Source organism: Hymenobacter cellulosilyticus, from assembly GCF_022919215.1.
Classification (GTDB): Bacteria; Bacteroidota; Bacteroidia; order Cytophagales; family Hymenobacteraceae; genus Hymenobacter; species Hymenobacter cellulosilyticus.
The window spans coordinates 76066-101360 of the sequence record NZ_CP095046.1 but is presented as its reverse complement, the minus strand read 5'-3'; the positions used below and the strand labels follow the sequence as shown (position 1 = coordinate 101360).

Here is a 25295-nt window from a genome sequence, read left to right as displayed (position 1 = left end):
CGGATATTTGACGCCTTATGCTCCCCATTTCTCTCTCGGTCGTCGTCATCACCTTCAACGAGGAAGCCAATATTGGCCGCTGCCTTGCCGCACTGCAGGACGTGGCCGACGACGTGGTAGTTGTTGACTCCTTTTCCACTGATGGCACCGTGGAAATCTGCCGTCAGCACGGGGCGCGGGTTGTTCAGCACGCGTTTGCTGGCTACGTCGAGCAGAAAAACTACGCCACGGCCCAGGCCCGCTACGACCATGTGCTCCAGCTCGACGCCGACGAAGTGCTAACCGATGAGCTCCGGGCCTCCATTCGGGAGGTAAAAGCCAGTTGGCAGCACGCGGGCTACACCCTGGCCCGGCTTACCAACTACTGCGGCACCTGGGTGCGGCACGGAGGCTGGTACCCCGACCGGAAGCTACGCCTCTACGACCGGCGTCTGGGCCAGTGGGAGGGCCTGCTGCTACACGAGCGGTTTGAGGTAGCAGCCGGGCAGTCGGTGGGGGCCTTGGCCGGCGACGCGCTGCATTATTCCTACCATTCTGTGGAGCAGCACGTGAGTCAGCTCAACCGCTTTACCAGTATTTCGGCCGCTGAGCTGGCCCTGCGGGGCAAAACCCGGGTGGGCCTGTTTCATCTGCTGCTCAAGCCCCTGTGGAAATTTGTGCACGGCTATTTTTTCCGTCTGGGCTTCCTCGACGGTTTTGCCGGGCTGTGCATTGCCACGATTTCCGCCTGGGGTGTTTTCTTGAAGTTCGCCAAGCTGCGTACCAAACCGGCTCCTGCCGCCTTGCCCATATGAGAACGTTCCTGATCAGCCGTACCGATGCCATTGGCGACGTGGTACTGACGCTTCCCATATGCGGCTTGCTCAAGCTGCAAGTCCCGGCTGCCGGGTCGTGCTCATAGGCCGTACTTACACGCAGGCTGTAGCGGAGGCCTGCCCCTGGGTTGATGATTTTCTGAACGTTGACGAGTTGCTCAAGCGCAGCGAAGCTGAACAGGTAGCCGCTCTGCGGCAATACAAAGCGGAAGCCATTGTGCACGTGTTTCCCCACAAGGTACTGGCCCGGATAGCGCAAAAAGCGGGCATTCCCGTGCGCATCGGTACCCGCAACCGGTGGATTCACTGGCTCACCTGCAACCGGCTGGTGTCCCTGAGCCGCCGCAACTCGCTGCTGCACGAGGCTCAGCTCAACGCAAAGCTGCTACTGCCATTGGGATTCTCCCAGGAGTGGCCGTTGGCAGAGTTAGCGTCCTTGGTAAAGCTGCAGGCCACGGCGTCACTTCCGGAACCGGTGCAGCAGCTTCTGCAGGCCCGCACTACCGGGCAGCTCAACATCGTTCTGCACCCTCGGTCCCGCGGTAGTGCCCGGGAGTGGGGCCTTACGCATTTCGGCACTCTAGCTAAGCTGCTCCATGAGGCGGGGCACCGGGTGTTTGTTACCGGCACTGCCGCCGAAGGGGAAGAGCTGACCGATTGGCTCCAGCAACACGCCGCCTACCTGGCCGGCAACCTGACCGGGCAGTTGTCCCTGGCGCAGCTGCTCGGCTGCATAGCGGCTGCTGATGGCCTGGTTGCAGCCAGCACGGGACCATTGCACCTGGCAGCCGCTTTGGGCCGGCATGCCCTGGGTTTGTACCCGCCCATGCGGCCCACGCACCCCGGCCGGTGGGCCCCGCTCGGAACCCATGCCGAATACTTGGTCTTCGACCGGCCTGATTGTTCCGACTGCCGCCAGGAACCTAGTACCTGTGCCTGCATTAAAGCCATTACGCCTCTGCAGGTAGCCCATCAGGTTCTTGGCTGGCCGCCGCTGCCCTCTGGCTTATCCTAACGTTATTGCGCCTTTCTTCTGCATATGACACATTCCTCCCGGGAATACGTTGCGTAGTGCCTACCACGATGGTCGGCTTTCTCAATACCTGCTGCTGGTGGCCTGCCTGGCCGGTGTGGTAGGGCTGTTTGCCGCACGGGCATTGGTGTCTCTGAGCCCGGTAGCGGCGGTGGTTGCAGCGTTCCTGAATCCTGATATCCGGCAGCAAATACCGCGGTGGCTGCGCAATGGAGCGGCCATCCGGCTGGCTCTGCTATATGCTTTACTTCTGATTAGTGGCTTCTATACGTCTGCTTGGGACGTCTGGCGGCATGAGGTTTTTCGCCAGCTTCCACTGCTGGGGTTCCGTTGGCTTTTGCCCTGGCAGTTCCCCTGACCCGGCTCCAACGCTACTGTGTAGGCTGCTTTTTTACAGTTGGCGTCGCTTTGATTGGTCTTGCTACGTTGGGCAAATACCTGCTCAATCCAACAGAAGCCAACCGCCTTATCGAAACTGGGCAGAATATTGCCTCCGTAACCCGCATCTTCCATATTCACTTCAGCATCATGCTGGTGCTGGGCGTGTATTTTGGTTATTTCCTGCAGCGCGAAGCCACTGCCCCGGCGCTTCTGCGCTGGATCTTGCGCGGCGCAGCCCTCACGTCGGCCGTGGTTTTGCACGTGCTGGCCTACCGCACAGGGCTCCTAGCGCTCTACACTACGCTGCTGGTCGATGTGGTGTTGGTCGTAATTCTGAAACGGAAGCTCCTGGTCGGACTAGGGTTGTTGACTTGTCTGGTGGTGGTGCCTTATGCCGCCTATGAGAGCCTGCCTTCTATTCAGCGCCGTTTCTGGGGCTCCCTTCACGATGTAACGCAGTTTCGGGAAGGCCGGGATATCAATACTTCTTCCCTGTCGCAGCGCTTGGCTGCTTGGCAAACCGCCCAGGACGTCGCCGCGCGCAGTCCGTGGTTGGGCGTGGGCCCAGCCGATGCCTTCGACGCCATGATGCAGGAATATGCTTGGCAGGATTACGGGCTGCGCTCCGAACACCGGCCTATGATTCATAATCAGTACTTACACTACTTGGTTGCAAGTGGACTACTGGGCTTATTCCTCTGGTTACTGGTGCTTCTTACGCCGCTGTTGCAACCCGCAATGCGGCAGAACCCGTACGTAGTGCATTTCCTAGTGATTCTTGGGGCCGCTATGCTGGTCGATTCCTTGTTGGAAGTTCAGATCGGCTTCAACCTTTTCGTATTTCTTTACGGCTTTCTCGTAGTGAGTATGGAAAGGCAGGTGCAGGCTGCCCAACAAAACCCTTCTTGAGCGGATTAGTATAATCTGTACATTTGTTTACACGGCTGCTATTTTTTAGTCTAGCGTAGCCGCAATCTTTTAGCGCCCATGAGCGATTCTCCCGAACGGGTTCCGAAGTTGAGCAAAGAGGAAAAAGACCGCCGTTTTCAGGCGGAATTGATGCCTGTGCTCGATTCGCTGTACAACTTTGCCTTCCGCCTCACACTCGATGAAGACGACGCCAACGACCTCGTCCAGGAGACCTATTTGAAGGCCTACCGCTTCTTTGAGTACTTCGAGCAGGGAACCAACGCCAAAGCGTGGCTGTTTCGCATCCTGAAAAATTCGTTCATCAACGACTTCCGGAAAAAAAGCAAGCAGCCCGCTAAAGTTGACTACAGCGAAATAGAGGGCTACTACAATACGGAAGACGTGGAGTCCGAAGGCGACGCGGGTAGCACGTCGTCCGACATGCGGCAGCAGGCCGTGCGCGACCTTATCGGTGATGAGGTGGCCAGCGCCCTGAACTCGCTGCCGGTTGATTTTCGCACCGTCATTATCCTCTGTGACCTGGAAGGGTTTACTTACGAGGAAATGGCCAAAGTCTTGGACATTCCAATCGGGACTGTCCGTTCCCGCTTGCACCGGGCGCGCAATTTTCTAAAGGAGAAATTAGAAAAATACGCAAAATCAATGGGCTACGGTAACGATATCGATGGCTCTGATGTTGAGGACGAAAACGAATAAACTTTAATACCGGGCTCGGTTATGGAAAACACTGCTACTACATCAACCAATCAGCAAGCTGCTTCTCAAGTGGAAGGGGCCGATTGTGAACGCGTGAATACAATTCTCGACCAAATCATCGTAGGCCAAGAGCCTAGCGTGGAAGATGAAGAATACTTTGTTAACCATGCCGAAGATTGCTCCCCTTGCTTTGATAGCATCGGCAAGCAGCAGATTTTCATCGACTTTCTGTCCCAGCATGTAGGGCGGAAAGGCGTGCCAACTTCGCTTTCGCAAACAATTTTAGCGCGCGTTCAAGCAGAAATGGCCTAATTTTACCCCATGCAGGGTAAAATCATCGCTTTTTCGGCTCCTTCCGGTGCCGGTAAGACTACTATCGTCCACCGGCTTATGGAACAAATTCCGGAGCTGAGCTTTTCCATTTCGGCCTGTACGCGTGATAAGCGCGGCCGCACCGAAGCCAATGGCAAAGATTATTACTTCATTTCCGTCCAGGAATTCCAAGAGAAAATTCGTCACGACGAGTTTGTGGAATGGGAGGAAGTGTATGAAGGGGCCTTTTATGGCACTCTCAAATCCGAAATTGAGCGCATCTGGGAAAGCGGCAAACATGCCATTCTGGACGTGGATGTAAAAGGCGGCCTTAGCATTAAGGAGTTCTATAAGGACCGGGCCCTAGCCATTTTTGTAAAGCCCCGTCCCTGGAGATTCTGGAAGAGCGCCTGCGCACCCGCGCTACTGATTCAGCTTCTAGTATTTCAGCCCGTCTCTACAAAGCCAACTTCGAACTCACCTTCGAGGACCGGTTTGATGTCACAGTCGTTAACGACGACTTAGACCATGCCACTGAGCAGGCTGCCAAGCTAGTACGGGACTTTATTACTGCCGAGCCCGCCATTTTGTGAAATCAGCACCTAAAATAGGACTGCTTTTCGGCTCGTTCAATCCTATTCATACCGGCCACCTGATTTTGGCGCATTTCATGGCCACGCACACCGACTTGGACGCGGTGTGGCTAGTCGTGTCGCCCCAAAGCCCATTTAAGGTAGGGCAGGAGATGCTGGGCGAGCAGGAGCGGTTTGATATGGTTAGCCTGGCAATTCAGCACAACGACCGGCTGCGGGCTTTGGACATTGAGTTTGCCATGCCCAAGCCCAGCTATACCATCGATACCCTCGATGAGCTGCACCGGCGTTACCCCGACCATAGCTTTGTGTTACTCATGGGGGAGGACAACCTGCCGGGCTTACCCCGTTGGAAGCAAGCCGACCGTATCCTGGCTGAGTACGCCGTTTATGTGTATCCTCGACCCGGAGTAGACGCTACCGACGTTAATGCTCACCCCGGTGTGCAGGTAGTAGAGGCGCCCCTGCTGGACATATCAGCTACCTTCATCCGGGACTGTGTGCACACCGGCAAGTCAATTCGGTATCTGGTACCGGAAGCCGTAGAGGCCCAGATTTTGGAGAAGGGTTTCTGGCGCTAACAAAGTACATTAGCATAAAAAAGCCCCGGCAGCTAACTGTCGGGGCTTTTTTATGCTCGGTAAGAACCAGAATCAGATGGTCATGATTTCCGATTCCTTCTTGCTCAGCAGGTCGTCTACTTTGCTGATGTAGGAATCCGTGGCTTTCTGCACCTTGGCTTCGGCGTCTTTAATCGAGTCTTCCGCAGCGCCGTCTTTCAGCAGCTTGCGCAAGGCTTCGTTCACGTCCTTACGGATACCGCGGATACGAACTTTGCCCGATTCAGCTTCGGTTTTGGCTTGCTTTACCAGGTCACGGCGCCGCTCTTCCGTCATGGGCGGGATGTTCAGGCGTACTCCTTCAGCATCCGACTGTGGGTTCAAACCCAGGTCGCTGTTCTTGATGGCCTTGGCTACCTCGGAAATAATGTTCTTTTCCCAGGGCTTGATGAAGATGGTGCGGGCATCAGGCGTAGAGATATTCGCTACTTGGCTAACCGGCGTCGGGGTTCCATAGTAATCCACTCGCAGGCCATCCAGCATGGCGGGCGAGGCTTTACCCGCCCGGATTCGACTCATCTCGAGGCTGGTGTGCTGCAGCGACTTGGCCATCGACTCTTCGGCATCGCTGAGGTAAAACTGAATTTCTTCGTCCACTTTTAAAAGGTTGAATGTTGAAGTTTGAATGATATGAATGCCTGGGCTTTAACAACAAATTGCTTGATTCAGCGCCCGGAATCCAGAATTTCTTAGGCCTGCTCCGTGGGAGAAGTCAGGGAAGGCTGCAGAACGCTAGACTTAGCATCGGTCTTGGGCGTTTCCGAGCCGTTCATCGACACCCGGGTACCGACTGTTTCACCATCAATGAGGCGCTGCAGGTTACCGGGCTTGTTCATATCGAATACGATGATGGGCAGGTTGTTTTCCTTGCACAGCGTGAAAGCCGTCATGTCCATCACGTTGAGGTTCTTTTCCATTACCTCGTCGAAGGTAATTTCCGGATAGCGGGTCGCGGTGGGGTCTTTCTCCGGATCTGCCGTGTAGATGCCATCCACGCGGGTACCTTTCAGCACCACGTCTGCTTCAATCTCAATGGCTCGTAGGGAAGCTGCCGAGTCAGTCGTGAAGTAGGGGGAGCCGATGCCGGCGCCAAAGATGACAACCCGGCCTTTTTCGAGGTGGCGCAGCGCCCGGCGGCGGATATAGGGCTCACACACCCGCTGAATCGTAACGCCTGAAAGCAGACGGGTATTTACGTTAAGCTTCTCCAGGGCGCTCTGCAGGGCCATCGAGTTGATAACCGTGGCCAGCATACCCATATAATCGCCCTGCACCCGGTCGAGACCAAACGCCTCAGCCTGCACACCGCGGAAGATGTTGCCCCCGCCAATGACGACGGCCACCTGCGTACCAGTAGCGGCGGCAGTCTTGATTTCCTCGGCGTATTGCATCAGGCGGACCGCATCGATGCCATATTGCTGCTGGCCCATCAGGGCCTCACCGCTCAGTTTTAGCAGAATTCGGTTGTACTTCAAAGGGTGGGGGGTTAAGCGTGAATATGTTAGTCGTTTTAAAGCAGCCCGCCAGGGGAGGAGTTAGGCCTCAAGCCGGTATACTGGCAAACGAGGAACAGGTTAAAGACTTAGCTGAATTGAATGAGCACCTGGCCTTTGGTGACATTGTCGCGCAGGCCGACCTTGATGGCGCCTACTGTTCCGTCGCCGGGTGCTTTGAGGATGTTTTCCATTTTCATGGCTTCCAATACGAGGAGCGGGTCGCCCTTCTTCACTTGTTGGCCGGCTTCTACCCGAATGGCGACTATCAGGCCGGGCATGGGCGCTTTGAGTTCATTCACCTTACTGGCCGCGGCATTGCTCATTCCGAGCTTGTCGAGCAGCAAATCGAACCGGTCTTTTGCCTGGAGTTCGATGAGCTTGCCGTTGAGCTTAAGCACGAAAGTTTTGGCTGTATAATCGGTGCTGATAACTTCCGCTGAATACGAGCGGCCTTCGTGCAGCAGGTGGTAGTGGCCATTTCCGAGCGAAACCAGGTCCCAACTAAACGGCTCACCGTTAACTAGTGTGGAGCCGTTGGGACGATAATCAACATCCCAGGTCTGGTTGGAACCGGTGCTTACCTGTAGCATAGAGAGGGGGCAGATGGGCGGAAAAGGGCTTAAAGATAGGCCAAATCTGAAATATTTTCGGAACTTTAGCCCACTTACCCCTATTGCCACTCTGCATGAAATATTCGGTCCTCGGCATTCTTGGCCTGGTCCTTACGTGCCATCTGACAGCTCCGGCGCAGACTGCTAAATCGGCGAAGCCTTCTTCGGAAAAGCCCGCCGTACGTAAGAAAGCTACGCCTGCTGCCGAACTGCCAGCTACGGAATCCGCTACGAGTACCATCATCGTGCCTTCTTGGCTGCCCCCACCAATCCGGTGCAGCCTGCTGCTACCATCGTAACCGACTTGCTGGATACCAAGCTCGATGTGCGGTTCGATTGGGCCAAGCAATGGCTGCTGGGTACGGCTTCCCTCACCTTACGCCCACATTTTTTTCCTCAAAGCCAGGTTGTGCTTGATGCCAAAGGCTTCGACATCAAAAGTGTGCGCCTGCTGGCCGGCGGCAAGGAGAAAAACCTGAACTATACCTACGACAAGCGCAAAATCACCGTCACGCTTGACCGGCCGTATTCCCGCACCGAGTCCTACCAGATTCGCATCAGCTACACGGCTAAGCCGAACGAGCTGGAACAAGGAGGCAGCGCGGCTATTACCAGCAATAAGGGCCTGTACTTTATCAACCCGCTTGGCACCGATAAGAATAAGCCCAAGCAGATCTGGACTCAGGGTGAGACGGAAGCCAACTCCTGCTGGTTTCCGACCATCGACAAGCCCAATCAGCGCATGACCCAGGAAATTGCCATGACCGTGGACGCTCAGTACAAGACGCTGTCTAATGGGTTGATGATTTCCTCCAAGAAAAACGCCGATGGCACCCGCACCGATGTGTGGAAGCAGAGCCTGCCCGCGGCCCCTTACCTGACCATGATGGCCGTGGGCGACTTTGCCGTCGTCAATGATACCTGGCGTGGTAAGGCTGTGGACTACTATGTGGAGCCCAAGTTCCAAGGTACGGCCAAGACCATCTTCGGAAACACCCCGGCCATGCTGGACTTCTTCTCCAAGAAGCTCGGCGTAGACTATCCCTGGGAAAAGTACGCGCAGGTATCTATCCGCGACTTTGTGTCGGGAGCTATGGAAAATACCTCCGCTACCACCATTCGCCAGGAATGGACCCAACTGACGCCCCGGGAGCAGCTCGACAAAACCTATATCACCGAGGGTACCATTGCCCACGAGCTGTTTCACCAGTGGTTCGGCGACTATGTTACGGCCGAGTCATGGGCCAACCTGCCCCTGAACGAAGCCTTTGCCGACTACTCGGAGCTGTTGTGGGCTGAGTTTAAGTATGGGGCTGACGCTGCCGAGCTAGTGCAGCAGGAAAAGCTTACCCAATACCTGAGTGAAGCCGAAAGCAAGCGGGAGCCTCTGATTCGCTACCGCTATGCCGAGCAAGAGGACATGTTCGACCGGCACTCGTACGACAAAGGTGGCCGGGTGCTGCACATGCTGCGCAAGTACGTAGGCGACGAAGCATTCTTTGCCTCACTCAACCGGTATCTGACGACCAACAAATTCTCGGCTTCGGAAATAGCCAAGCTGCGCATTGCCTTCGAGGAAACGACCGGTGAAGACCTGATGTGGTTCTTCGACCAGTGGTTTATGCAGCGGGGCCATCCTGAGCTACGCATCACGCACTCCTATGCCAATGGGCAGGTGACTATGCGGGTGCAGCAGGTGCAAGACTCCACCTTTACGCCTATCTACCGCCTTCCCGTCACGGTTACTACCTGGATCAACAAGCAGGCTACCGATACGCGAGTTGTTATCACCAAAGCCGACCAAACCTTCCAGTGGGCTGCCCCACAGCGTCCCAATCTGGTCAAGTTTGATTCCGAAGGCCAGCTGCTAGCCAAAGTGCAGGAGGAGCGCACTCAGGATGAGCTGATGTTCCAGTACTACAATGCCCGCAATTACCTGCAGAAGTATGAGGCTATTGATGGGCTGCGTAGCAAAGTAGGGGACCTGGCCGTGAGCGGACTCCTGCGCAATGCGCTAAATGATAATTTTTGGGCCGTGCGTAATGCCGCTCTCGAGGCTCTGCGTAAATACAAAGGCCCCGAAGGCAATGCCGTTCGTAAAGACATCAAGCGAGTAGCCGCCGGCGACGTGAAAAGCCAGGTGCGCGCTACGGCACTAGGGACCCTCTCTACTTTCCCAAATGAAGACTTCGGCGACGTGTACAGCGTAGCACTCAACGACAGTTCTTACCTCGTGGCTAGTGCTGCTATAAATGCGCTTACCAAAGCTCCTACCGTTGGTACCCGGGACCGAATCAATGCATTGCAGGAAACTAGTAGCACAACGGTCCTTAGCGCTTTAGCCAACTACTATTCTCTCAACGGCAACCTCGACCACTATCCCTGGTTTCTGCGCCGTCTGAATGATGTACCCGAAGAAGACCTGTATAACTACCTGCAGAACTTCGGCACTCTCATGACCCGTATCCCACCGATTGAGCGAGAGAAGGGTATTCAAAAGCTCGAAACGTTGGCCCGTACTCACCGCAACTATGCTGTGAAACTTGGCGCCTACCGTGCTTTAAATACACTTGTGGCTAGTACTCCTAGTCTCAAGCCCATCCTGCAGGATATTAAAGCCAAGGAAAAAGACAGTCAGTTAAAGGCCTTTTATAGCCTGCTTCAATAAATTTTAATAAATTTTTTGCCTGATTTGGGTTGGATATGCTCTAAGCTTACTCCTCCCAAATCAGAGGCTTAGCTTCACGTAGCACCAAAAAGCAGCCCTGTCCCCAGAAAAATATTACAACGATTTTTGGCGGAGGACTTGACTTGCATCAGAAAGTGCCTAATTTTGCAACTCCTTTAGCAACCACCCCACTTCTAGGTCACGGTTCAAAGGAAAAACACTCAGCGCAAATGGTGCTGAAAAACTAACTGGGGGTATCGCATAGCGGCAATTGCGGGTGACTGTAACTCACCTCCTTCGGGTTCATAGGTTCGAGTCCTGTTACCCCACAGTAAGTGAAATATTAGAGTAGAGGTTCGATGAACTTAAATCGTCGGACCTCTACTCTGAAGCTCACAAACGCGGGAGTAGCTCAGTTGGTAGAGCGGCAGCCTTCCAAGCTGCAGGTCGCGGGTTCGAACCTCGTCTCCCGCTCTAAAGTAAATCCCGAGTACAATACATAAGCCGTTTTAGCTCAGTGGTAGAGCACTTCCTTGGTAAGGAAGAGGTCATGGGTTCAAATCCCATAAATGGCTCACATTACATTACAAATACCGACGGAGCAGCGCGACTGCACTGTTTGGATCTGTCAAACAGGTAAAGCGACGTGCAGGCCCTAGGTGGAGCTGCGTTTCGCTTTCTTGTAGTATAGCTCAGTCGCGTTTTACTCTCATCCCCACAAAATCTCCTCTTAATCTCTTTACAATGGCCAAAGAAAATTTTGATCGTTCCAAGCCGCACGTGAACATCGGTACGATCGGGCACGTCGACCACGGCAAAACCACCCTGACTGCTGCTATCACCACGGTACTGGCGAACAAAGGTTTGGCTGCTAAGCGTGACTTCTCTTCGATTGACAATGCTCCCGAAGAAAAAGAGCGTGGTATCACCATCAACACCGCTCACGTAGAATACTCGACCGAAAACCGTCACTACGCTCACGTTGACTGCCCTGGTCACGCTGACTATGTGAAGAACATGGTAACGGGTGCTGCCCAGATGGACGGTGCTATCCTCGTAGTAGCTGCTACCGACGGCCCAATGCCCAGACGCGTGAGCACATCCTACTGGCTCGCCAGGTAGGTGTACCTCAGCTGGTAGTGTTCATGAACAAAGTGGACATGGTGGATGACCCGAGCTGCTCGAGCTGGTGGAAATGGAAATCCGTGAACTGCTCTCGTTCTACGACTTCGACGGCGACAACATTCCCGTTATCCAGGGTTCGGCTCTGGGCGGCCTGAATGGCGACGCTACTTGGGTTCCCAAGATCGAAGAACTGATGGACGCTGTTGACTCGTTCATTCCGATTCCTGCCCGTCTGACCGACCTGCCCTTCCTGATGCCCGTAGAGGACGTATTCTCTATCACGGGTCGTGGTACGGTAGCTACTGGCCGTATCGAGCGTGGTATCATCAACTCGGGTGAGCAGGTTGACATCCTCGGCATGGGTGCTGAAGGTCTGAAGTCGACCGTAACCGGTGTTGAGATGTTCCGCAAGATCCTCGACCGTGGCGAAGCTGGCGACAACGTAGGTCTGCTGCTCCGTGGTATTGAAAAAGAAGCCATCCGTCGTGGTATGGTTATCTGCAAGCCCGGTTCGGTAACTCCTCACCAGAAGTTCAAAGCTGAGGTGTACGTACTGTCGAAAGAAGAAGGTGGCCGTCACACGCCCTTCTTCAACAACTACCGTCCACAGTTCTACCTGCGTACCACGGACGTTACTGGCATCATCACCCTCCCAGAAGGTGTTGAAATGGTAATGCCCGGTGACAACATCACCATCCAGGTTGAGCTGATCAACAAGGTGGCAATGGAGAAAGGTCTGCGTTTCGCTATCCGCGAAGGTGGCCGTACAGTAGGTGCCGGTCAGGTAACTGAAATCCTCGACTAGTTTCTGCTGGAAATCCAGTAAATCAATACAATCCGCCTCTGATTTTTTCAGGGGCGGATTTGTTTTGTATAAAGAGTTCAGTACATTTGCAGTCCCAATCCGGCTTTACTGAGAAAGGGACGCATCCACGGGCGTAGTTCAAGGGTAGAATAGAGGTCTCCAAAACCTTTGATGGGAGTTCGAATCTCTCCGCCCGTGCAAGATTGGTTACGGAGAAGTAACCGCAGTAGTTAAAGCCAAAACCGGCACCATGAGCAAGCTGACGAAATATTTCCGCGATACCACGGAGGAGATGCGTTACAAGGTAACGTGGTCTTCTTTTGAGGAACTGCAGAAGAGTGCCGGTCTGGTGCTCATCGGTTCGCTCGTGTTTGCCGCTGTTGTAGGCATTATGGACGTGGTGTTCAATAAAAGCCTCGAAGCGTTTTACAACTCGTTCCGTTAATCGAATTCAGTAGAGATGGGAGAGTTGAAGTGGTACGTGGTTCGCTCGGTTAGCGGACAGGAGAAAAAGGCCAAGCAGTACTTGGAAACCGAGATTGGCCGTCATGGCCTTTCGGAGCTAGTCCCTCAAGTATTGATTCCGGCCGAGAAGGTTTACGAAATGCGCAATGGTAAGAAGCGCGTTCGGGAGCGGAACTTCTTCCCCGGTTACATCCTGATCCACGCTGACCTGACCCACGGCGAAGTTGACCACATTATCACCAGCACACCAGGGGTAATTGGTTTCCTGAGCGACAAAGAAGGCAAGAGCACCAACACCAAGCCGATTCCGCTGCGCCTGTCCGAAGTAAACCGGATTCTAGGCATTGTTGACGAAGCCGAAGAAGAAACGGCCAGCCTCGAAACGCCTTTTGTAGTAGGCGAGCTGGTGAAAGTAGTCGATGGAGCCTTTAGCGGCTTCTCGGGCAACGTTTCGGAGGTGTTCGAAGAGCGGAAAAAGCTCAACGTAATTGTGAAAATATTCGGCCGTAGCACGCCCATGGAGCTGAGCTACACCCAGGTCGAGAAAGAATCATAAGTCAGTTAGTAAAAGACGAGAGCGTAGAAGTAGGAGACTCCTCCTTTTTCTACGCTCTCTGATCTAACTTCTGCAAAGAACGTCGTCGGTTATTCGCTCTGAGCCGGCGGGGCTTCCACTAGAGCACACATAAAATAAAACGGAGGGTTGCTTGTGTTACGACATACAGCCCGAAGCCTTTCAAACCAATGGCCAAAGAAATTAGAGGTTATCTGAAGCTTCAGATAAAGGGAGGCGCTGCGAACCCCTCGCCGCCGGTTGGACCTGCACTTGGTAGCAAAGGCCTTAACATCATGGAATTCTGCAAGCAGTTCAATGCTCGCACCCAGGATAAGGCCGGCCAAGTATGTCCCGTATTGATCACCATGTACACCGACAAGTCGTTTGACTTCGTGGTGAAGACCCCTCCAGCACCAGTGATGCTGCTGGAAGCTGCCAAGCTCCAGGGTGGTTCGAAAGAGCCTAACCGGAACAAGGTAGGTTCGGTTACGTGGGACCAAATCCGCACCATCGCCGAAGTGAAAATGCCCGACTTGAACGCCTTCCAGGTGGAGTCGGCCATGAAGCAAGTGGCAGGTACGGCCCGCAGCATGGGTATTACCATCAAGGGCGATTCTCCCTTTGCTGAATAACTTTAAAGGAGAAGAAAACTGATGGCACAAGTTAGCAAAAAGCGCAAGGAAGCCCTTGCCAAACACGACCTGACGCAGGTACGCAACCTTGTTGAGGCAGCCAAAGTGGTGAAGGACATTACCTACACCAAATTTGACGCTTCCGTTGACATCGACGTACGTCTGGGCGTTGACCCCCGCAAAGCCGACCAGATGGTTCGTGGCGTCGCCACGCTGCCCCACGGTACCGGCAAAACCGTACGCGTTCTGGCTCTGGTTACTCCCGACAAGGAGGCCGAAGCTACCGCTGCCGGCGCTGATTTCGTAGGCTTGGACGACTACATCTCGAAAATTGAGAAAGGCTGGACCGACATCGACGTGATTATCACGATGCCGTCGGTAATGGCTAAAGTAGGTCGCCTGGGCCGCGTACTTGGTCCCCGTGGTCTGATGCCAAACCCCAAGTCGGGTACGGTAACGACCGACGTGGCTAAGGCAGTGCAGGAAGTGAAGGCTGGTAAAATCGACTTCAAAGTTGACAAAACCGGTATCATTCACACCAGCATCGGCAAAGTGTCTTTTGATGACCAGAAGCTGGCTGAAAACGCCATCGAAGTAATCCAGACGCTTCAGCGTTTGAAGCCTTCGTCGGCCAAAGGCACTTACATCAAGAGCATCACGCTGAGCAGCACGATGAGCCCCGCCGTTCCGGTTGACACCACGGTTACTTCCGCTTAATTCACAATCAAGACGATATGACCCGGGAAGAAAAACAAGCCCTCGTCGACGAGTTGAGCGAAAAGTTTCAATCGCACAACGCGTTCTACATTACCGATGCTTCGGGAATGTCGGTGGCGAAAATCAACGAATTCCGCCGGTTGTGCTTCAACCGTGGCCTGGAGTTCAAAGTGTATAAAAACACGCTAATCCGTAAGGCGCTCGATACGTTGGGCACTGACACGGCAGAACTGGACGCAGCGCTGAAAAGCCAGTCGGGTGTACTATTCTCGAAAGAGGCTGGCAACGCTCCCGGCAAACTGCTGAAGGACTTCTATAAGGCTCAGAACTACGGCAAAAACGTAGAGCCCAAGCCTGCTCTGAAGGGTGCTTACATCGATGCTAGCATCTATCTGGGTGCTAATCAGCTCGAGACGCTGAGCACGCTGAAAGGCAAAAACGAGCTTATCGGTGAAGTTATCGGTTTGCTCCAGTCGCCTGCCAAGAACGTTATCAGCGCTCTGTCGAGCGGTGGCAACAAGCTGGCCGGCATCCTCAAGACGCTTTCCGAAAAAGAAGAGGCGGCTGCTTAATTGCCCCTACCTTTTTCCTCCTAAATCAAATTCAACAACCCTCTTTTTTTAACAATCTACAGAAATGGCAGATTTGAAAGCATTCGCTGAGCAGCTCGTTAACCTGACGGTGAAAGAAGTAAACGAACTGGCTACTATCCTGAAGGACGAGTATGGCATTGAGCCTGCTGCTGCTGCTCCCGTAATGATGCAAGGTGGTGGCGGTGGCGCTGCTGCTGACGCTCCCGAGGAGAAGACGGCATTCGACGTAATCCTGAAGTCGGCTGGCGCTAGCAAGCTGGCAGTAGTTAAGCTGGTGAAAGACCTGACCGGTCTGGGCCTGAAAGAAGCCAAAGAACTGGTTGACGGTGCTCCCAAGGCCCTGAAAGAAGGTGTTGCTAAAGACGAAGCTGATTCGTTGAAGAAGCAACTGGAAGAAGCCGGTGCTGAAGTAGAAGTTAAGTAAGCTGCTCCGCGCTTTTTCTCTTAGAAACATGGATAGGCCTGGCAACTAAGCCAGGTCTTTTCCTGTTTGTAGGCTACAAGCTTTACCAGATTGCCCCCAGACGCCGCATTGCGGCTTTTTGTGCCTACGGGTAACGGACGAGGGCGCGGCAGGGTTTGCCGATAGTTTAGTACGCTTCAGTGTCCATTTTTAACCTTCAACGCATTGGCTACACCGAAAGCACAGGCTTTGCAGAAAGCCGACGAGCGAATCAATTTCGCCAAGATTAAGAAAGTTATCGAGTATCCGGATTTCCTGGACGTGCAGGTTCGCTCGTTCATGGATTTCTTCCAGTTGGAGACGGCGGCCGAAAGCCGCACCGACGAAGGCCTGTTTAAGGTATTCGCCGAGAACTTCCCCATCTCGGACTCCCGCGAGAACTTCGTACTGCAGTTCATGGACTACCACGTCGATCCGCCGAAGTATTCGGTTGACGAGTGTATTGACCGTGGCCTGACGTATTCGGTTCCGCTGAAAGCCAAGTTGCGCCTGATCTGTAATGATACGGACAACGAGGATTTCGAAACGATTGAGCAGGAAGTGTTTTTGGGCAACATCCCGTACATGACCGAAAAAGGCTCGTTCGTTATTAACGGTGCCGAGCGGGTTATCGTTTCACAGCTGCACCGCTCACCCGGTGTGTTCTTTGCCCAGAGCAAGCACACCAACGGCACCAAGCTGTATTCGGCCCGTATCATTCCGTTCAAAGGTTCGTGGATTGAATTTGCCACGGACGTGAACAACGTGATGTACGCCTACATCGACCGGAAGAAGAAATTCCCGGTTACCACGCTACTGCGCGCCATTGGCTACGGCACCGACAAAGACATTCTGGACCTGTTCGGTTTGTCGGAGGAGGTGAAGGCTGAGAAGAAGGCTTTGAAGAAAGCCGTCGGCCGTAAGCTGGCTGCTCGGGTGCTGCGCACTTGGACGGAAGACTTCGTGGACGAGGATACCGGTGAAGTAGTATCTATCGACCGCAACGAGGTACTCCTGGAGCGTGACTCCACCATCGAGGAAGACGACATCGACACCATCCTGAATGCTGGTGCCAAGTCGGTTATTCTGCACCGCGAGAACGTGAACATTGCAGACTTCGCAATTATTTACAACACGCTGCAGAAAGACAACTCCAACTCGGAGAAGGAAGCTGTTGAGCAAATCTACCGTCAGCTCCGTAATACGGAAGCTCCCGACGAAGAAACTGCCCGTGACATCATCCAGAAGCTGTTTTTCTCGGATAAGCGCTACGACCTCGGTGACGTAGGCCGCTACCGTATCAATAAGAAGCTGGGCCTCGACAAGAACTGGGAAGCTCGGGTACTCACTAATGAGGACATCGTCCTGATCGTGAAGTACCTGATCGGCCTGATTAACTCGAAGGCTGTAGTCGACGACATTGACCACTTGTCAAACCGTCGGGTACGGACCGTAGGGGAGCAGCTCTACGCCCAGTTTGGCGTAGGCCTGGCTCGTATGGCTCGTACCATCAAGGAGCGCATGAACGTGCGGGACAACGAGGACTTCAAGCCGGTTGACCTGATCAACGCCCGGACGCTGTCGTCGGTAATCAACTCGTTCTTCGGCACCAACCAGTTGTCGCAGTTCATGGACCAGACCAACCCGTTGGCCGAGGTGACGCACAAGCGTCGCGTATCGGCACTGGGGCCGGGAGGTCTGTCGCGCGAGCGGGCCGGTTTCGAAGTACGTGACGTTCACTACACGCACTACGGCCGCCTCTGCACCATCGAAACGCCGGAAGGACCAAACATTGGTCTGATTTCGTCGCTGTGCGTGCACGCCCGGGTGAACTCGATGGGCTTCATCGAAACGCCCTACCGCACGGTAGAGAGCGGCAAGGTGGATACAAGCTCGAACGTAAAATACCTGACCGCCGAAGAGGAAGATACCCACCACATTGCTCAGGCTAACGCCCGCATCGATGAGAACGGTAACTTCATCAACGAGCTGGTAAAAGGCCGTTTCGAAGGTGACTTCCCCGTGGTTGGTCCCGACGAATACAGCTACATGGACGTAGCGCCGAACCAGATTGTATCGGTGGCTGCTTCGCTGATTCCGTTCCTGGAGCACGATGACGCCAACCGGGCACTGATGGGCTCGAACATGCAACGTCAGGCCGTACCGCTGCTCCGCCCGCAGGCGCCCATCGTGGGCACTGGCTTGGAAGGCCGTACCGCTATTGACTCGCGTGCTCTCGTAGTTGCCGAAGGTGACGGTGTTATCGACTACGTTGACGCCAATAAGATCGTAGTTAAGTACGACCTTACTGAAGACGACATTCTGGTAAGCTTCGACGCTGAGAAGATTTCGTATGATCTGATCAAATTCCGTCGGACCAACCAGGATACCTGCATCAACCTGACCCCATCGTGAAGCGCGGTCAGCGCGTGACGAAAGGTCAGCCGCTGTGCGAAGGCTACGGCACCAACAATGGTGAGTTGGCTCTGGGTCGTAACATGCAGGTGGCATTTATGCCCTGGCAGGGTTACAATTTCGAGGATGCCATCGTTATTTCGGAGCGCGTTGTGCGTGACGACATCTTCACCTCGATTCACATTGAGGAGTTCGAACTCGAAGTGCGCGAAACCAAGCGCGGCGAGGAAGAGCTGACGTCGGAAATTCCGAACGTAAGCGAAGAAGCTGTTCGTAACCTCGACGACAACGGTATCATCCGTCTGGGTGCTGAGGTGAAGGAAGGTGACATCCTGATCGGTAAAATCACGCCGAAAGGTGAGACGGACCCGACTCCGGAAGAGAAGCTGCTCCGCGCCATCTTTGGTGACAAAGCCGGCGATGTGAAAGATGCCTCACTTAAGGCGCCGCCATCCTTGAACGGTGTTGTTATCGGCACCAAGCTGTTCTCACGTCCGAAGAAAGACAAAAACCTGCGGGCCAAGTCGAAGAAGGAAGTAGAAGAGCTGAAGGATTCCTATGCGAAGGAGCTCCGCGGTGTGAAAGCCGTGATGATCGACAAGCTGGTGCAGTTGCTGGAAGGCAAGACGTCGCAGGGCGTGAAGCACAAGTTTGGCGACGAAATCCTGACTAAGGGTGTGAAATTCGGGAAGAAGAACATTGCTGATGCTCTGTTCCCCGAGAAGAACCCCTACAAGGATGAGAGCAACTACGCCGTACCGGAAGAGGTGAACATGTTCAAGGACCTGATCCTGGAGAACTGGACCGCCGACGAGAAAGTGAATGGCATGGTGCTGCAACTGGTGAAAAACTATACCAAGCGCCGTAACACCATCACGGCTCGTTTCAAGCGTGACCGGTTTACCCTCGAAGTAGGGGATGAGCTGCCCGCCGGTATCGTACAGCTGGCCAAAGTATACATCGCCAAGAAGCGTAAGCTGAAGGTGGGTGATAAAATGGCCGGTCGTCACGGTAACAAGGGTGTGGTAGCCCGCATCGTGCGCGATGAGGATATGCCCTTCCTGGCCGACGGTACGCCAATGGACATCGTACTCAACCCGCTTGGTGTACCAAGCCGGATGAACATCGGTCAGATCTACGAAACCGTACTGGGCTGGGCTGGCCTGAAGCTGGGCCGTACCTACGCTACCCCGATTTTCGACGGTGCTACCGAAGAGGAAGTATCGCGCGAGTTGACGGAAGCTGGTCTGCCAACCTTCGGCCGCTCGTACCTGCACGACGGTCTGACCGGTCAGCAATTCGACCAGCCGGTAACCGTAGGCGTTATCTACATGCTGAAGCTGGGTCACCTTGTCGACGACAAGATGCACGCCCGTTCGATCGGACCGTACTCCCTCATCACGCAGCAGCCGCTGGGTGGTAAGGCCCAGTTCGGTGGTCAGCGCTTCGGTGAAATGGAAGTGTGGGCTCTGGAAGCCTTCGGTGCGTCGAACGTGCTGCAGGAAATCCTGACCGTGAAGTCGGACGACGTGATTGGTCGGGCCAAGGCCTACGAAGCCATTGTAAAAGGCGACGTTCTGCCCAAGCCGAATATCCCCGAGTCATTCAACGTACTCATCCACGAGTTGCGCGGTCTGGCCCTGGAAATCACGCTGGACTAATAAGGCTCATTGAAATTAGGAGTTGTTGGTGCCGCGGTACCGGCAACTCCTATTTCGGGCTTTATACCATAAAGTTTACTGCGGTTCGGGCAACCGAGAATAGCTGCCGCCGGCGTCGTTCCGAGATATGGTCAGAGCGACATTCACAGCCGACAGTAATTAGCCGCACCAAGTTCAGGTTTGCCAAAACCTGCGCTATTGCCCATTAGACCTGTTGAAACCTGCTGCCTGGCGTACCTATCCGACCGGCAGAGCACTTTTATCAGAGTCGAACTGTTTTGGTTTTTCGGACTCCTCTTAAGAAGAGCCGATCATTCAAGGCAGCCACAAAGCCAACAGCTAACAGCTCTACTACATGGCGTTTGCAAAAAACAAAAAACTGGTACAGGACTTCTCGAAAGTCACTATTTCGCTGGCCTCGCCCGAATCCATTCTGGAGCGGTCGAACGGCGAAGTTGTGAAGCCGGAGACCATTAACTACCGGACGTACAAGCCCGAAATGGGCGGCCTGTTCTGCGAGCGGATTTTCGGTCCCGTGAAGGACTGGGAATGCCACTGCGGTAAGTACAAGCGGATTCGCTACAAAGGCATCATCTGCGACCGTTGCGGCGTGGAGGTGACCGAGAAGAAAGTACGCCGGGAGCGGATGGGCCACATCGAACTGGTGGTGCCCGTAGCGCACATCTGGTACTTCAAGTCGTTGCCAAACAAAATCGGCTACCTGCTGGGCTTGCCCACCAAGAAGCTCGACCAAATTATCTATTACGAGCGGTACGTAGTTGTTCAGCCTGGTGTACTTGCCGAAGAAGGCGTACAACAGCTGGACTTCCTGACCGAAGACGAATACCTCGACATCATCGACAAGCTCCCCCGCGAGAACCAGATGCTGCCCAACGAGGACCCCAACAAATTCATTGCCCGCATGGGGGCGGATGCTCTGCAGCTGTTGCTGGAGCGCACCAACCTCGACGAGCTTTCCTATAGCCTCCGCGACTCGGCTGCGCACGAGACTTCGCAGCAGCGTAAGGCTGAGGCGTTGAAGCGTCTGCGCGTAGTAGAAGCGTTCCGCGACGCGGCTACCCGCATCGAGAACAAGCCCGAGTGGATGGTCATCCGCATGGTGCCGGTGATTCCGCCGGAACTGCGCCCCCTCGTGCCGTTGGATGGTGGCCGTTTCGCTACTTCCGACTTGAACGACCTGTACCGCCGCGTTATCATCCGCAACAACCGCCTCAAGCGCCTGATCGAAATCAAGGCTCCCGAGGTGATTCTGCGGAACGAGAAGCGCATGCTGCAGGAAGCCGTTGACTCCCTCTTCGACAACTCGCGTAAGGTAAACGCCGTGCGCGCCGAAGGCAACCGTGCCCTGAAGTCGCTGTCCGATATGCTGAAAGGCAAGCAGGGCCGCTTCCGTCAGAACCTGCTCGGTAAGCGTGTCGACTACTCCGGTCGTTCGGTAATCGTGGTAGGTCCTGAGCTAAAGCTGCACGAGTGCGGTCTGCCCAAGAACATGGCGGCCGAGCTGTTCAAGCCCTTCATTATCCGTAAGCTCATTGAGCGCGGTATCGTGAAGACGGTGAAGTCGGCCAAGAAGATTGTGGACCGCAAGGACGCCGTGGTATGGGACATCCTGGAGAACGTGCTGAAAGGCCACCCAGTGCTCCTGAACCGGGCTCCAACCCTGCACCGCTTGGGTATCCAAGCATTCCAGCCCCGCCTCATCGAGGGCAAGGCTATCCAGCTGCACCCGCTCGTTTGTACGGCCTTCAACGCTGACTTTGACGGTGACCAGATGGCTGTGCACGTTCCCCTGGGACCGGCTGCTATCCTTGAAGCCTCCATGCTGATGCTGGCCTCGCACAATATCCTGAACCCGGCCAACGGCGCGCCCATCGCGGTACCGTCGCAGGACATGGTTCTGGGTCTGTACTATGTAACCAAAGGCAAGCGCAGCACCGACGACGAGAAGATCCAAGGCGAAGGCCGTATGTTCTACTCGGATGAGGAAGTTGTAATTGCCCTGAACGAAGGTCAACTGTCGAAGCACGCCTATATCAAGGTGCGCACGCAGGTTCGCGACGAGGAAGATAACCTCGTAACGAAGATCATCGAGACCGTAGCCGGCCGCGTGCTGTTCAACCAGCTCGTGCCGACCGAAGTAGGCTTCGTAGATGAGCTGCTGACCAAGAAAAAGCTGCAGCAGATCATTTCGATGGTGTTCAAGCGGACTGGCATGGCCCGCACCGCACAGTTCCTCGACGACATCAAGACGCTGGGTTTCCAGTCGGCTTACAAAGGAGGTCTGTCGATGGGTCTGGGCGACATCCAAATTCCGAAAGAGAAAGATGCCCTGGTTCTGCAAGCGCAGAACGACGTGAAGGCCGTTACTCAGAACTACCAGATGGGTCTGATTACCGACAACGAGCGTTACAACCAGGTTATCGACATCTGGACCCGCATCAACAACCAAATCACTGAAACCCTCATGGGTCGCCTCGAAAAGGAGAACCAGGGCTTCAACTCGATTTACATGATGATGCACTCCGGCGCCCGTGGTTCGCGTGAGCAGATTCGTCAGCTCGGCGGTATGCGTGGTCTGATGGCTAAGCCCCAGAAGTCGTTGCAGGGTTCGGTGGGTGAGATTATCGAAAACCCGATTCTGTCGAACTTCAAAGAAGGCCTGGACGTAATCGAGTACTTCATTTCGACCCACGGTGCCCGTAAGGGTCTGGCCGATACGGCTCTGAAGACGGCTGACGCCGGCTATCTGACCCGTCGTCTGGTGGACGTGTCGCAGGACGTAATCGTAAACGAAAACGACTGCGGTACCCTGCGTGGCATCGAAACCTTTGCGTTGAAAGACAACGAGGACGTGGTAGAGCCCCTGGCTGAGCGTATCCTGGGCCGCGTGGCCGTTCACGACATCGTGGACCCGCTGACGGACGAGGTAATCCTGCCCGCTGGTACGGAAATCACCGAGGAAATCACCCGCCGCATCGATGCTACGGCTATTGAGTCGGTTGAAATCCGCTCGGTACTGACCTGCGAATCGAAGCGTGGTATCTGCGCCAAGTGCTACGGCCGTAACCTGTCGTCGGGCCGCATGGTCCAGAAGGGTGAAGCTGTAGGCGTAATTGCCGCTCAGTCAATTGGCGAGCCCGGTACCCAGCTTACGCTGCGTACCTTCCACGTAGGTGGTACGGCTTCTAACATTGCTGTTGAAGCCAGCCTGCGCGCCAAGTTCGCCGGTGTGGTTGAGTTCGAAGATATCCGTACTGTTGACTCCGTAAACGCCGAAGGCGAGCCGGTGAAAGTAGTAATGGGTCGTTCGGGCGAAATCCGCATCGTGGAGAAAGGCACCGGTAAGGTCTACATCTCGAACCACGTGCCGTACGGCTCGTTCCTGCTGGTCAACGAAGGCCAGGAGGTAGAGAAAGGCCAGGAGCTCAACAACTGGGACCCTTACAACGCCGTTATCTTGGCCGAGTTTGATGGTACCGTTCAGTACGACGCTATTACGGAAGGTGTCACTTACCGTGAGGAGTCGGACGAGCAGACCGGTCACCGCGAGAAAGTAATCATCGAAAGCCGCGACAAGGCCCAGAACCCCTCCATCATCGTGAAGGCTGGGAAGAAGGACGCCGAGGAAGGGCAGCGTGGTTACAGCATCCCGGTAGGTTCGCACATCAACGTCGACAACGGCGAGAAAATCAAGGCTGGTCACATTCTGGCTAAGATTCCTCGGGCCGTGGGTAAAACCCGCGACATCACCGGTGGTCTGCCCCGCGTTACCGAGCTTTTCGAGGCTCGTAACCCATCGAACCCGGCCGTTGTGTCGGAAATCGACGGTGTAGTAACCTACGGTACTGTGAAGCGTGGTAACCGCGAAATCTTCGTCGAGTCGAAAGACGGTGTGAAGAAGAAGTACATGGTGCCGCTGTCCAAGCACATTCTAGTGCAGGACAACGACTTCATCCGCGCCGGCATGCCGCTGTCGGATGGTGCCATTACCCCTTCGGACATCCTGAGCATTCAGGGCCCCGGCGCCGTGCAGGAATACCTCGTGAACGAGATTCAGGAAGTATACCGCTTGCAGGGTGTGAAAATCAACGATAAGCACATCGAGGTGGTCGTTCGCCAGATGATGCAGAAAGTTGTGATTCTCGATGCCGGCGACACGACCTTCCTGGAGCACCAGGTTATCGACAAAATCGTCTTCATGGAAGAAAACGATACCATCATCGACATGAAGGTGGTAACGAATGCCGGCGATTCGACGAACCTGAAGCCCGGTCAGATCGTGAGTGCCCGTCGTCTGCGCGATGAGAACTCCTCGCTGCGTCGTCGCGACCTAGCTCTGGTAGAAGTGCGGGAAGCTCAGCCGGCCGTATCGCGGCCTACGTTGCAGGGTATCACCCAGGCTTCGTTGGGTACTCAGTCGTTCATCTCGGCCGCATCCTTCCAGGAGACGACCAAGGTGCTGTCGGAAGCCGCCATCCGTGGCAAGGCTGACGAACTGCTGGGTCTGAAGGAGAACGTAATCGTAGGTCACCTCATCCCGGCCGGTACCGGCCTGCGCGAGTACACGCGTCAGGTGGTTGGGTCGAAAGATGAGCCCGAGGTTACGGCTCCCGCGAAGTCGGACGCTCCCGAGCCGAAGACCCGTGCCTCGCGTGCCAAGCGTGAAGTATCGGCTGACTAAGCTGAATTGAATACTGGAGAAGCCGACCGGAGAAATCCGGTCGGCTTTTTCTTTTTAGTAGCTTTAGCAGCAACTCTTCCTCCTCTTACTTACTACGTATGGCAGCCGATGCTCCGGTTCCTTTAGTTGATATTACTACTTCCCGGTTTCAGGTTGGGCAAGTTTGGGAGTATCACACAAGGCCGACCGAAACCGATTCTTTGTTGACTGTTGTCAAAGTGGAATTGCAGCATGGTGCCGATGTTGCCGTGCATGTATACGTGGATGGGTTAAGGCTAAAGACGCCTAACCCAAGCGGGAAGCCCGGTACTACGGCGTCCCACCTGCCTTTTTCGGAAGAAGCTTTAACTGCCAGCGTAACTCATGTAGTGCGCCATGCAAATACGCTTCCTGACTTTGAGGAAGGCTATGAAATCTGGCGGGAAGCTTTTCTGACCGGACAAGCCGGGATATTTAGCGTAACAGTAGCTGAAGTAATGGACTTCATCGAGTCTACTTTCGGCAATCAGTAAAACAATCACCTCATGAACGAACCCCAGGAAATTCCCGGACCTCAGGACCCCAACGCCATCAACATTGAACTCTCCGAGGCCATTGCCGAAGGCGAGTATGCTAACCTGGCCATGATAGCGCACAGCAGCAGCGAGTTTGTCATCGACTTCATTCGCCTGATGCCCGGTGTGCCCAAAGCCAAGGTGAAGGCCCGTATTATCGTGACGCCCGAGCACGCCAAGCGGCTGCTGTCGGCCTTGGCTGATAATGTGGAGCGATTTGAGCAGACCTTTGGCCCGATCAAGCAGCAAAACGACATGCCCAGCTACCCCTGGGTTTCGGTGGCACGATGGGAGAGGCTTAGACCTCGAAATAATACAGTGTAAGGAGCGGCTTTTATCGGGAAGATAGAAGCCGCTCCTTTGTTGAATACAAAAAGTAAGCTGAGTGAACTGTCAAAGGCAGGTTGTACGATAAAACATTCGCGCAATTAGCTCAAGTAGCTCCACATGCCCAGTTACCCCATAGGTCTTGG

At 54.6% G+C, this 25295-nt stretch carries 18 protein-coding genes, 4 tRNA genes and 4 pseudogenes; 23 read left to right on the top strand and 3 right to left on the bottom strand.

Annotated elements, in window-relative coordinates:
* Positions 1–17: 17 nt before the first annotated feature.
* The 7 genes and pseudogenes from MUN79_RS00550 (at position 18) to nadD (ending at position 5341) form a co-directional block, all read left to right on the top strand.
* The gene (locus MUN79_RS00550) at positions 18–794 is read left to right on the top strand and encodes a glycosyltransferase family 2 protein (protein WP_244675890.1); all 777 of its coding nucleotides are present in this window, start codon (positions 18–20) and stop codon (positions 792–794) included.
* A 97-nt stretch (positions 795–891) separates the two neighbouring features.
* The gene (locus MUN79_RS00545; RefSeq protein ID WP_244675889.1) at positions 892–1830 is read left to right on the top strand and encodes a glycosyltransferase family 9 protein; all 939 of its coding nucleotides are present in this window, start codon (positions 892–894) and stop codon (positions 1828–1830) included.
* 348 nt (positions 1831–2178) lie between these two features.
* Positions 2179–3138 carry an O-antigen ligase family protein gene (locus MUN79_RS00540; RefSeq protein ID WP_244675888.1) on the top strand — a complete coding sequence of 320 codons (960 nt, stop codon included), beginning with the start codon at positions 2179–2181 and terminating at the stop codon, positions 3136–3138.
* Between the two features lie 78 nt (positions 3139–3216).
* Positions 3217–3855, top strand: a complete 639-nt coding sequence (locus MUN79_RS00535) for a sigma-70 family RNA polymerase sigma factor (RefSeq protein ID WP_244675887.1) — start codon at positions 3217–3219, stop codon at positions 3853–3855.
* A 21-nt stretch (positions 3856–3876) separates the two neighbouring features.
* Complete coding sequence (locus MUN79_RS00530) at positions 3877–4167, top strand: hypothetical protein (protein ID WP_244675886.1); 291 nt, start codon at positions 3877–3879, stop codon at positions 4165–4167.
* Positions 4168–4176: 9 nt separating this feature from the next.
* A pseudogene (gene gmk, locus MUN79_RS00525) lies at positions 4177–4760 on the top strand (guanylate kinase).
* The gene (nadD, locus tag MUN79_RS00520) at positions 4757–5341 is read left to right on the top strand and encodes a nicotinate (nicotinamide) nucleotide adenylyltransferase (RefSeq protein WP_244675885.1); all 585 of its coding nucleotides are present in this window, start codon (positions 4757–4759) and stop codon (positions 5339–5341) included. Before gmk ends, nadD begins: the two are co-directional and overlap by 4 nt.
* 72 nt (positions 5342–5413) lie before the next feature.
* Here the strand turns inward: nadD and frr are convergent, their stop codons facing one another.
* The 3 genes from frr to MUN79_RS00505 all read right to left on the bottom strand — a co-directional run bounded on the left by frr (position 5414) and on the right by MUN79_RS00505 (position 7466).
* The gene (gene frr / locus MUN79_RS00515; RefSeq protein WP_244675884.1) at positions 5414–5977 is read right to left on the bottom strand and encodes a ribosome recycling factor; all 564 of its coding nucleotides are present in this window, start codon (positions 5975–5977) and stop codon (positions 5414–5416) included.
* Positions 5978–6069: 92 nt separating this feature from the next.
* Complete coding sequence (gene pyrH, locus MUN79_RS00510) at positions 6070–6855, bottom strand: UMP kinase (RefSeq protein WP_244675883.1); 786 nt, start codon at positions 6853–6855, stop codon at positions 6070–6072.
* A gap of 107 nt (positions 6856–6962) precedes the next feature.
* Positions 6963–7466, bottom strand: coding sequence for an acyl-CoA carboxylase biotin carboxyl carrier protein subunit (locus MUN79_RS00505; protein ID WP_244675882.1), 504 nt, complete (start codon positions 7464–7466; stop codon positions 6963–6965).
* Between the two features lie 274 nt (positions 7467–7740).
* Here MUN79_RS00505 and MUN79_RS00500 point away from each other — a divergent pair, with 274 nt between their 5' ends.
* The 16 genes and pseudogenes from MUN79_RS00500 to MUN79_RS00425 all read left to right on the top strand — a co-directional run bounded on the left by MUN79_RS00500 (position 7741) and on the right by MUN79_RS00425 (position 25124).
* Positions 7741–10155, top strand: coding sequence for a M1 family aminopeptidase (locus MUN79_RS00500; RefSeq protein WP_244675881.1), 2415 nt, complete (start codon positions 7741–7743; stop codon positions 10153–10155).
* Between the two features lie 250 nt (positions 10156–10405).
* Positions 10406–10486: transfer RNA gene (locus MUN79_RS00495), tRNA-Tyr, on the top strand.
* A 70-nt stretch (positions 10487–10556) separates the two neighbouring features.
* Positions 10557–10629: transfer RNA gene (locus tag MUN79_RS00490), tRNA-Gly, on the top strand.
* Between the two features lie 29 nt (positions 10630–10658).
* A tRNA-Thr gene (locus MUN79_RS00485) sits at positions 10659–10730 on the top strand.
* A gap of 169 nt (positions 10731–10899) precedes the next feature.
* Positions 10900–12085 (top strand): annotated as a pseudogene (gene tuf, locus MUN79_RS00480) (elongation factor Tu).
* 127 nt (positions 12086–12212) lie between these two features.
* Positions 12213–12283 (top strand) — tRNA-Trp (locus MUN79_RS00475).
* Between the two features lie 52 nt (positions 12284–12335).
* Complete coding sequence (gene secE / locus MUN79_RS00470; RefSeq protein ID WP_100337266.1) at positions 12336–12530, top strand: preprotein translocase subunit SecE; 195 nt, start codon at positions 12336–12338, stop codon at positions 12528–12530.
* A 15-nt stretch (positions 12531–12545) separates the two neighbouring features.
* On the top strand, positions 12546–13106 hold the full coding sequence (gene nusG, locus MUN79_RS00465) for a transcription termination/antitermination protein NusG (RefSeq protein WP_226181917.1): 561 nt from the start codon (positions 12546–12548) through the stop codon (positions 13104–13106).
* Positions 13107–13294: 188 nt separating this feature from the next.
* Complete coding sequence (rplK, locus tag MUN79_RS00460) at positions 13295–13738, top strand: 50S ribosomal protein L11 (RefSeq protein ID WP_100337268.1); 444 nt, start codon at positions 13295–13297, stop codon at positions 13736–13738.
* 21 nt (positions 13739–13759) lie between these two features.
* Positions 13760–14455, top strand: a complete 696-nt coding sequence (rplA, locus tag MUN79_RS00455; RefSeq protein WP_135395071.1) for a 50S ribosomal protein L1 — start codon at positions 13760–13762, stop codon at positions 14453–14455.
* A 17-nt stretch (positions 14456–14472) separates the two neighbouring features.
* Positions 14473–15027 carry a 50S ribosomal protein L10 gene (rplJ, locus tag MUN79_RS00450; RefSeq protein WP_135395070.1) on the top strand — a complete coding sequence of 185 codons (555 nt, stop codon included), beginning with the start codon at positions 14473–14475 and terminating at the stop codon, positions 15025–15027.
* Positions 15028–15091: 64 nt separating this feature from the next.
* Positions 15092–15472, top strand: a complete 381-nt coding sequence (gene rplL, locus MUN79_RS00445) for a 50S ribosomal protein L7/L12 (protein ID WP_244675880.1) — start codon at positions 15092–15094, stop codon at positions 15470–15472.
* A 204-nt stretch (positions 15473–15676) separates the two neighbouring features.
* Positions 15677–19566, top strand: a pseudogene (gene rpoB, locus MUN79_RS00440) (DNA-directed RNA polymerase subunit beta).
* A 355-nt stretch (positions 19567–19921) separates the two neighbouring features.
* Positions 19922–24268 (top strand): DNA-directed RNA polymerase subunit beta', encoded by a 4347-nt coding sequence (gene rpoC, locus MUN79_RS00435; protein ID WP_244675879.1) that lies wholly within the window; start codon positions 19922–19924, stop codon positions 24266–24268.
* 98 nt (positions 24269–24366) lie between these two features.
* A complete protein-coding gene (locus tag MUN79_RS00430; protein ID WP_244675878.1) occupies positions 24367–24780 on the top strand; it encodes a hypothetical protein in 414 nt (137 codons plus the stop codon).
* A gap of 12 nt (positions 24781–24792) precedes the next feature.
* Positions 24793–25124, top strand: a pseudogene (locus MUN79_RS00425) (DUF3467 domain-containing protein).
* Positions 25125–25295: the final 171 nt, after the last annotated feature.

Bases quoted from the DNA above. Each gene is read 5' to 3' on its own strand.
- rplJ (WP_135395070.1), top strand. From the start codon at position 14,473: ATGACCCGGGAAGAAAAACAAGCCCTCGTCGACGAGTTGAGCGAAAAG.
- rpoC (WP_244675879.1), top strand. From the start codon at position 19,922: ATGGCGTTTGCAAAAAACAAAAAACTGGTACAGGACTTCTCGAAAGTC.
- rplK (WP_100337268.1), top strand. From the start codon at position 13,295: ATGGCCAAAGAAATTAGAGGTTATCTGAAGCTTCAGATAAAGGGAGGC.
- MUN79_RS00530 (WP_244675886.1), top strand. From the start codon at position 3,877: ATGGAAAACACTGCTACTACATCAACCAATCAGCAAGCTGCTTCTCAA.
- MUN79_RS00535 (WP_244675887.1), top strand. From the start codon at position 3,217: ATGAGCGATTCTCCCGAACGGGTTCCGAAGTTGAGCAAAGAGGAAAAA.
- rplA (WP_135395071.1), top strand. From the start codon at position 13,760: ATGGCACAAGTTAGCAAAAAGCGCAAGGAAGCCCTTGCCAAACACGAC.
- MUN79_RS00550 (WP_244675890.1), top strand. From the start codon at position 18: ATGCTCCCCATTTCTCTCTCGGTCGTCGTCATCACCTTCAACGAGGAA.
- nusG (WP_226181917.1), top strand. From the start codon at position 12,546: ATGGGAGAGTTGAAGTGGTACGTGGTTCGCTCGGTTAGCGGACAGGAG.
- rplL (WP_244675880.1), top strand. From the start codon at position 15,092: ATGGCAGATTTGAAAGCATTCGCTGAGCAGCTCGTTAACCTGACGGTG.
- MUN79_RS00430 (WP_244675878.1), top strand. From the start codon at position 24,367: ATGGCAGCCGATGCTCCGGTTCCTTTAGTTGATATTACTACTTCCCGG.
- secE (WP_100337266.1), top strand. From the start codon at position 12,336: ATGAGCAAGCTGACGAAATATTTCCGCGATACCACGGAGGAGATGCGT.
- MUN79_RS00505 (WP_244675882.1), bottom strand. From the start codon at position 7,466: ATGCTACAGGTAAGCACCGGTTCCAACCAGACCTGGGATGTTGATTAT.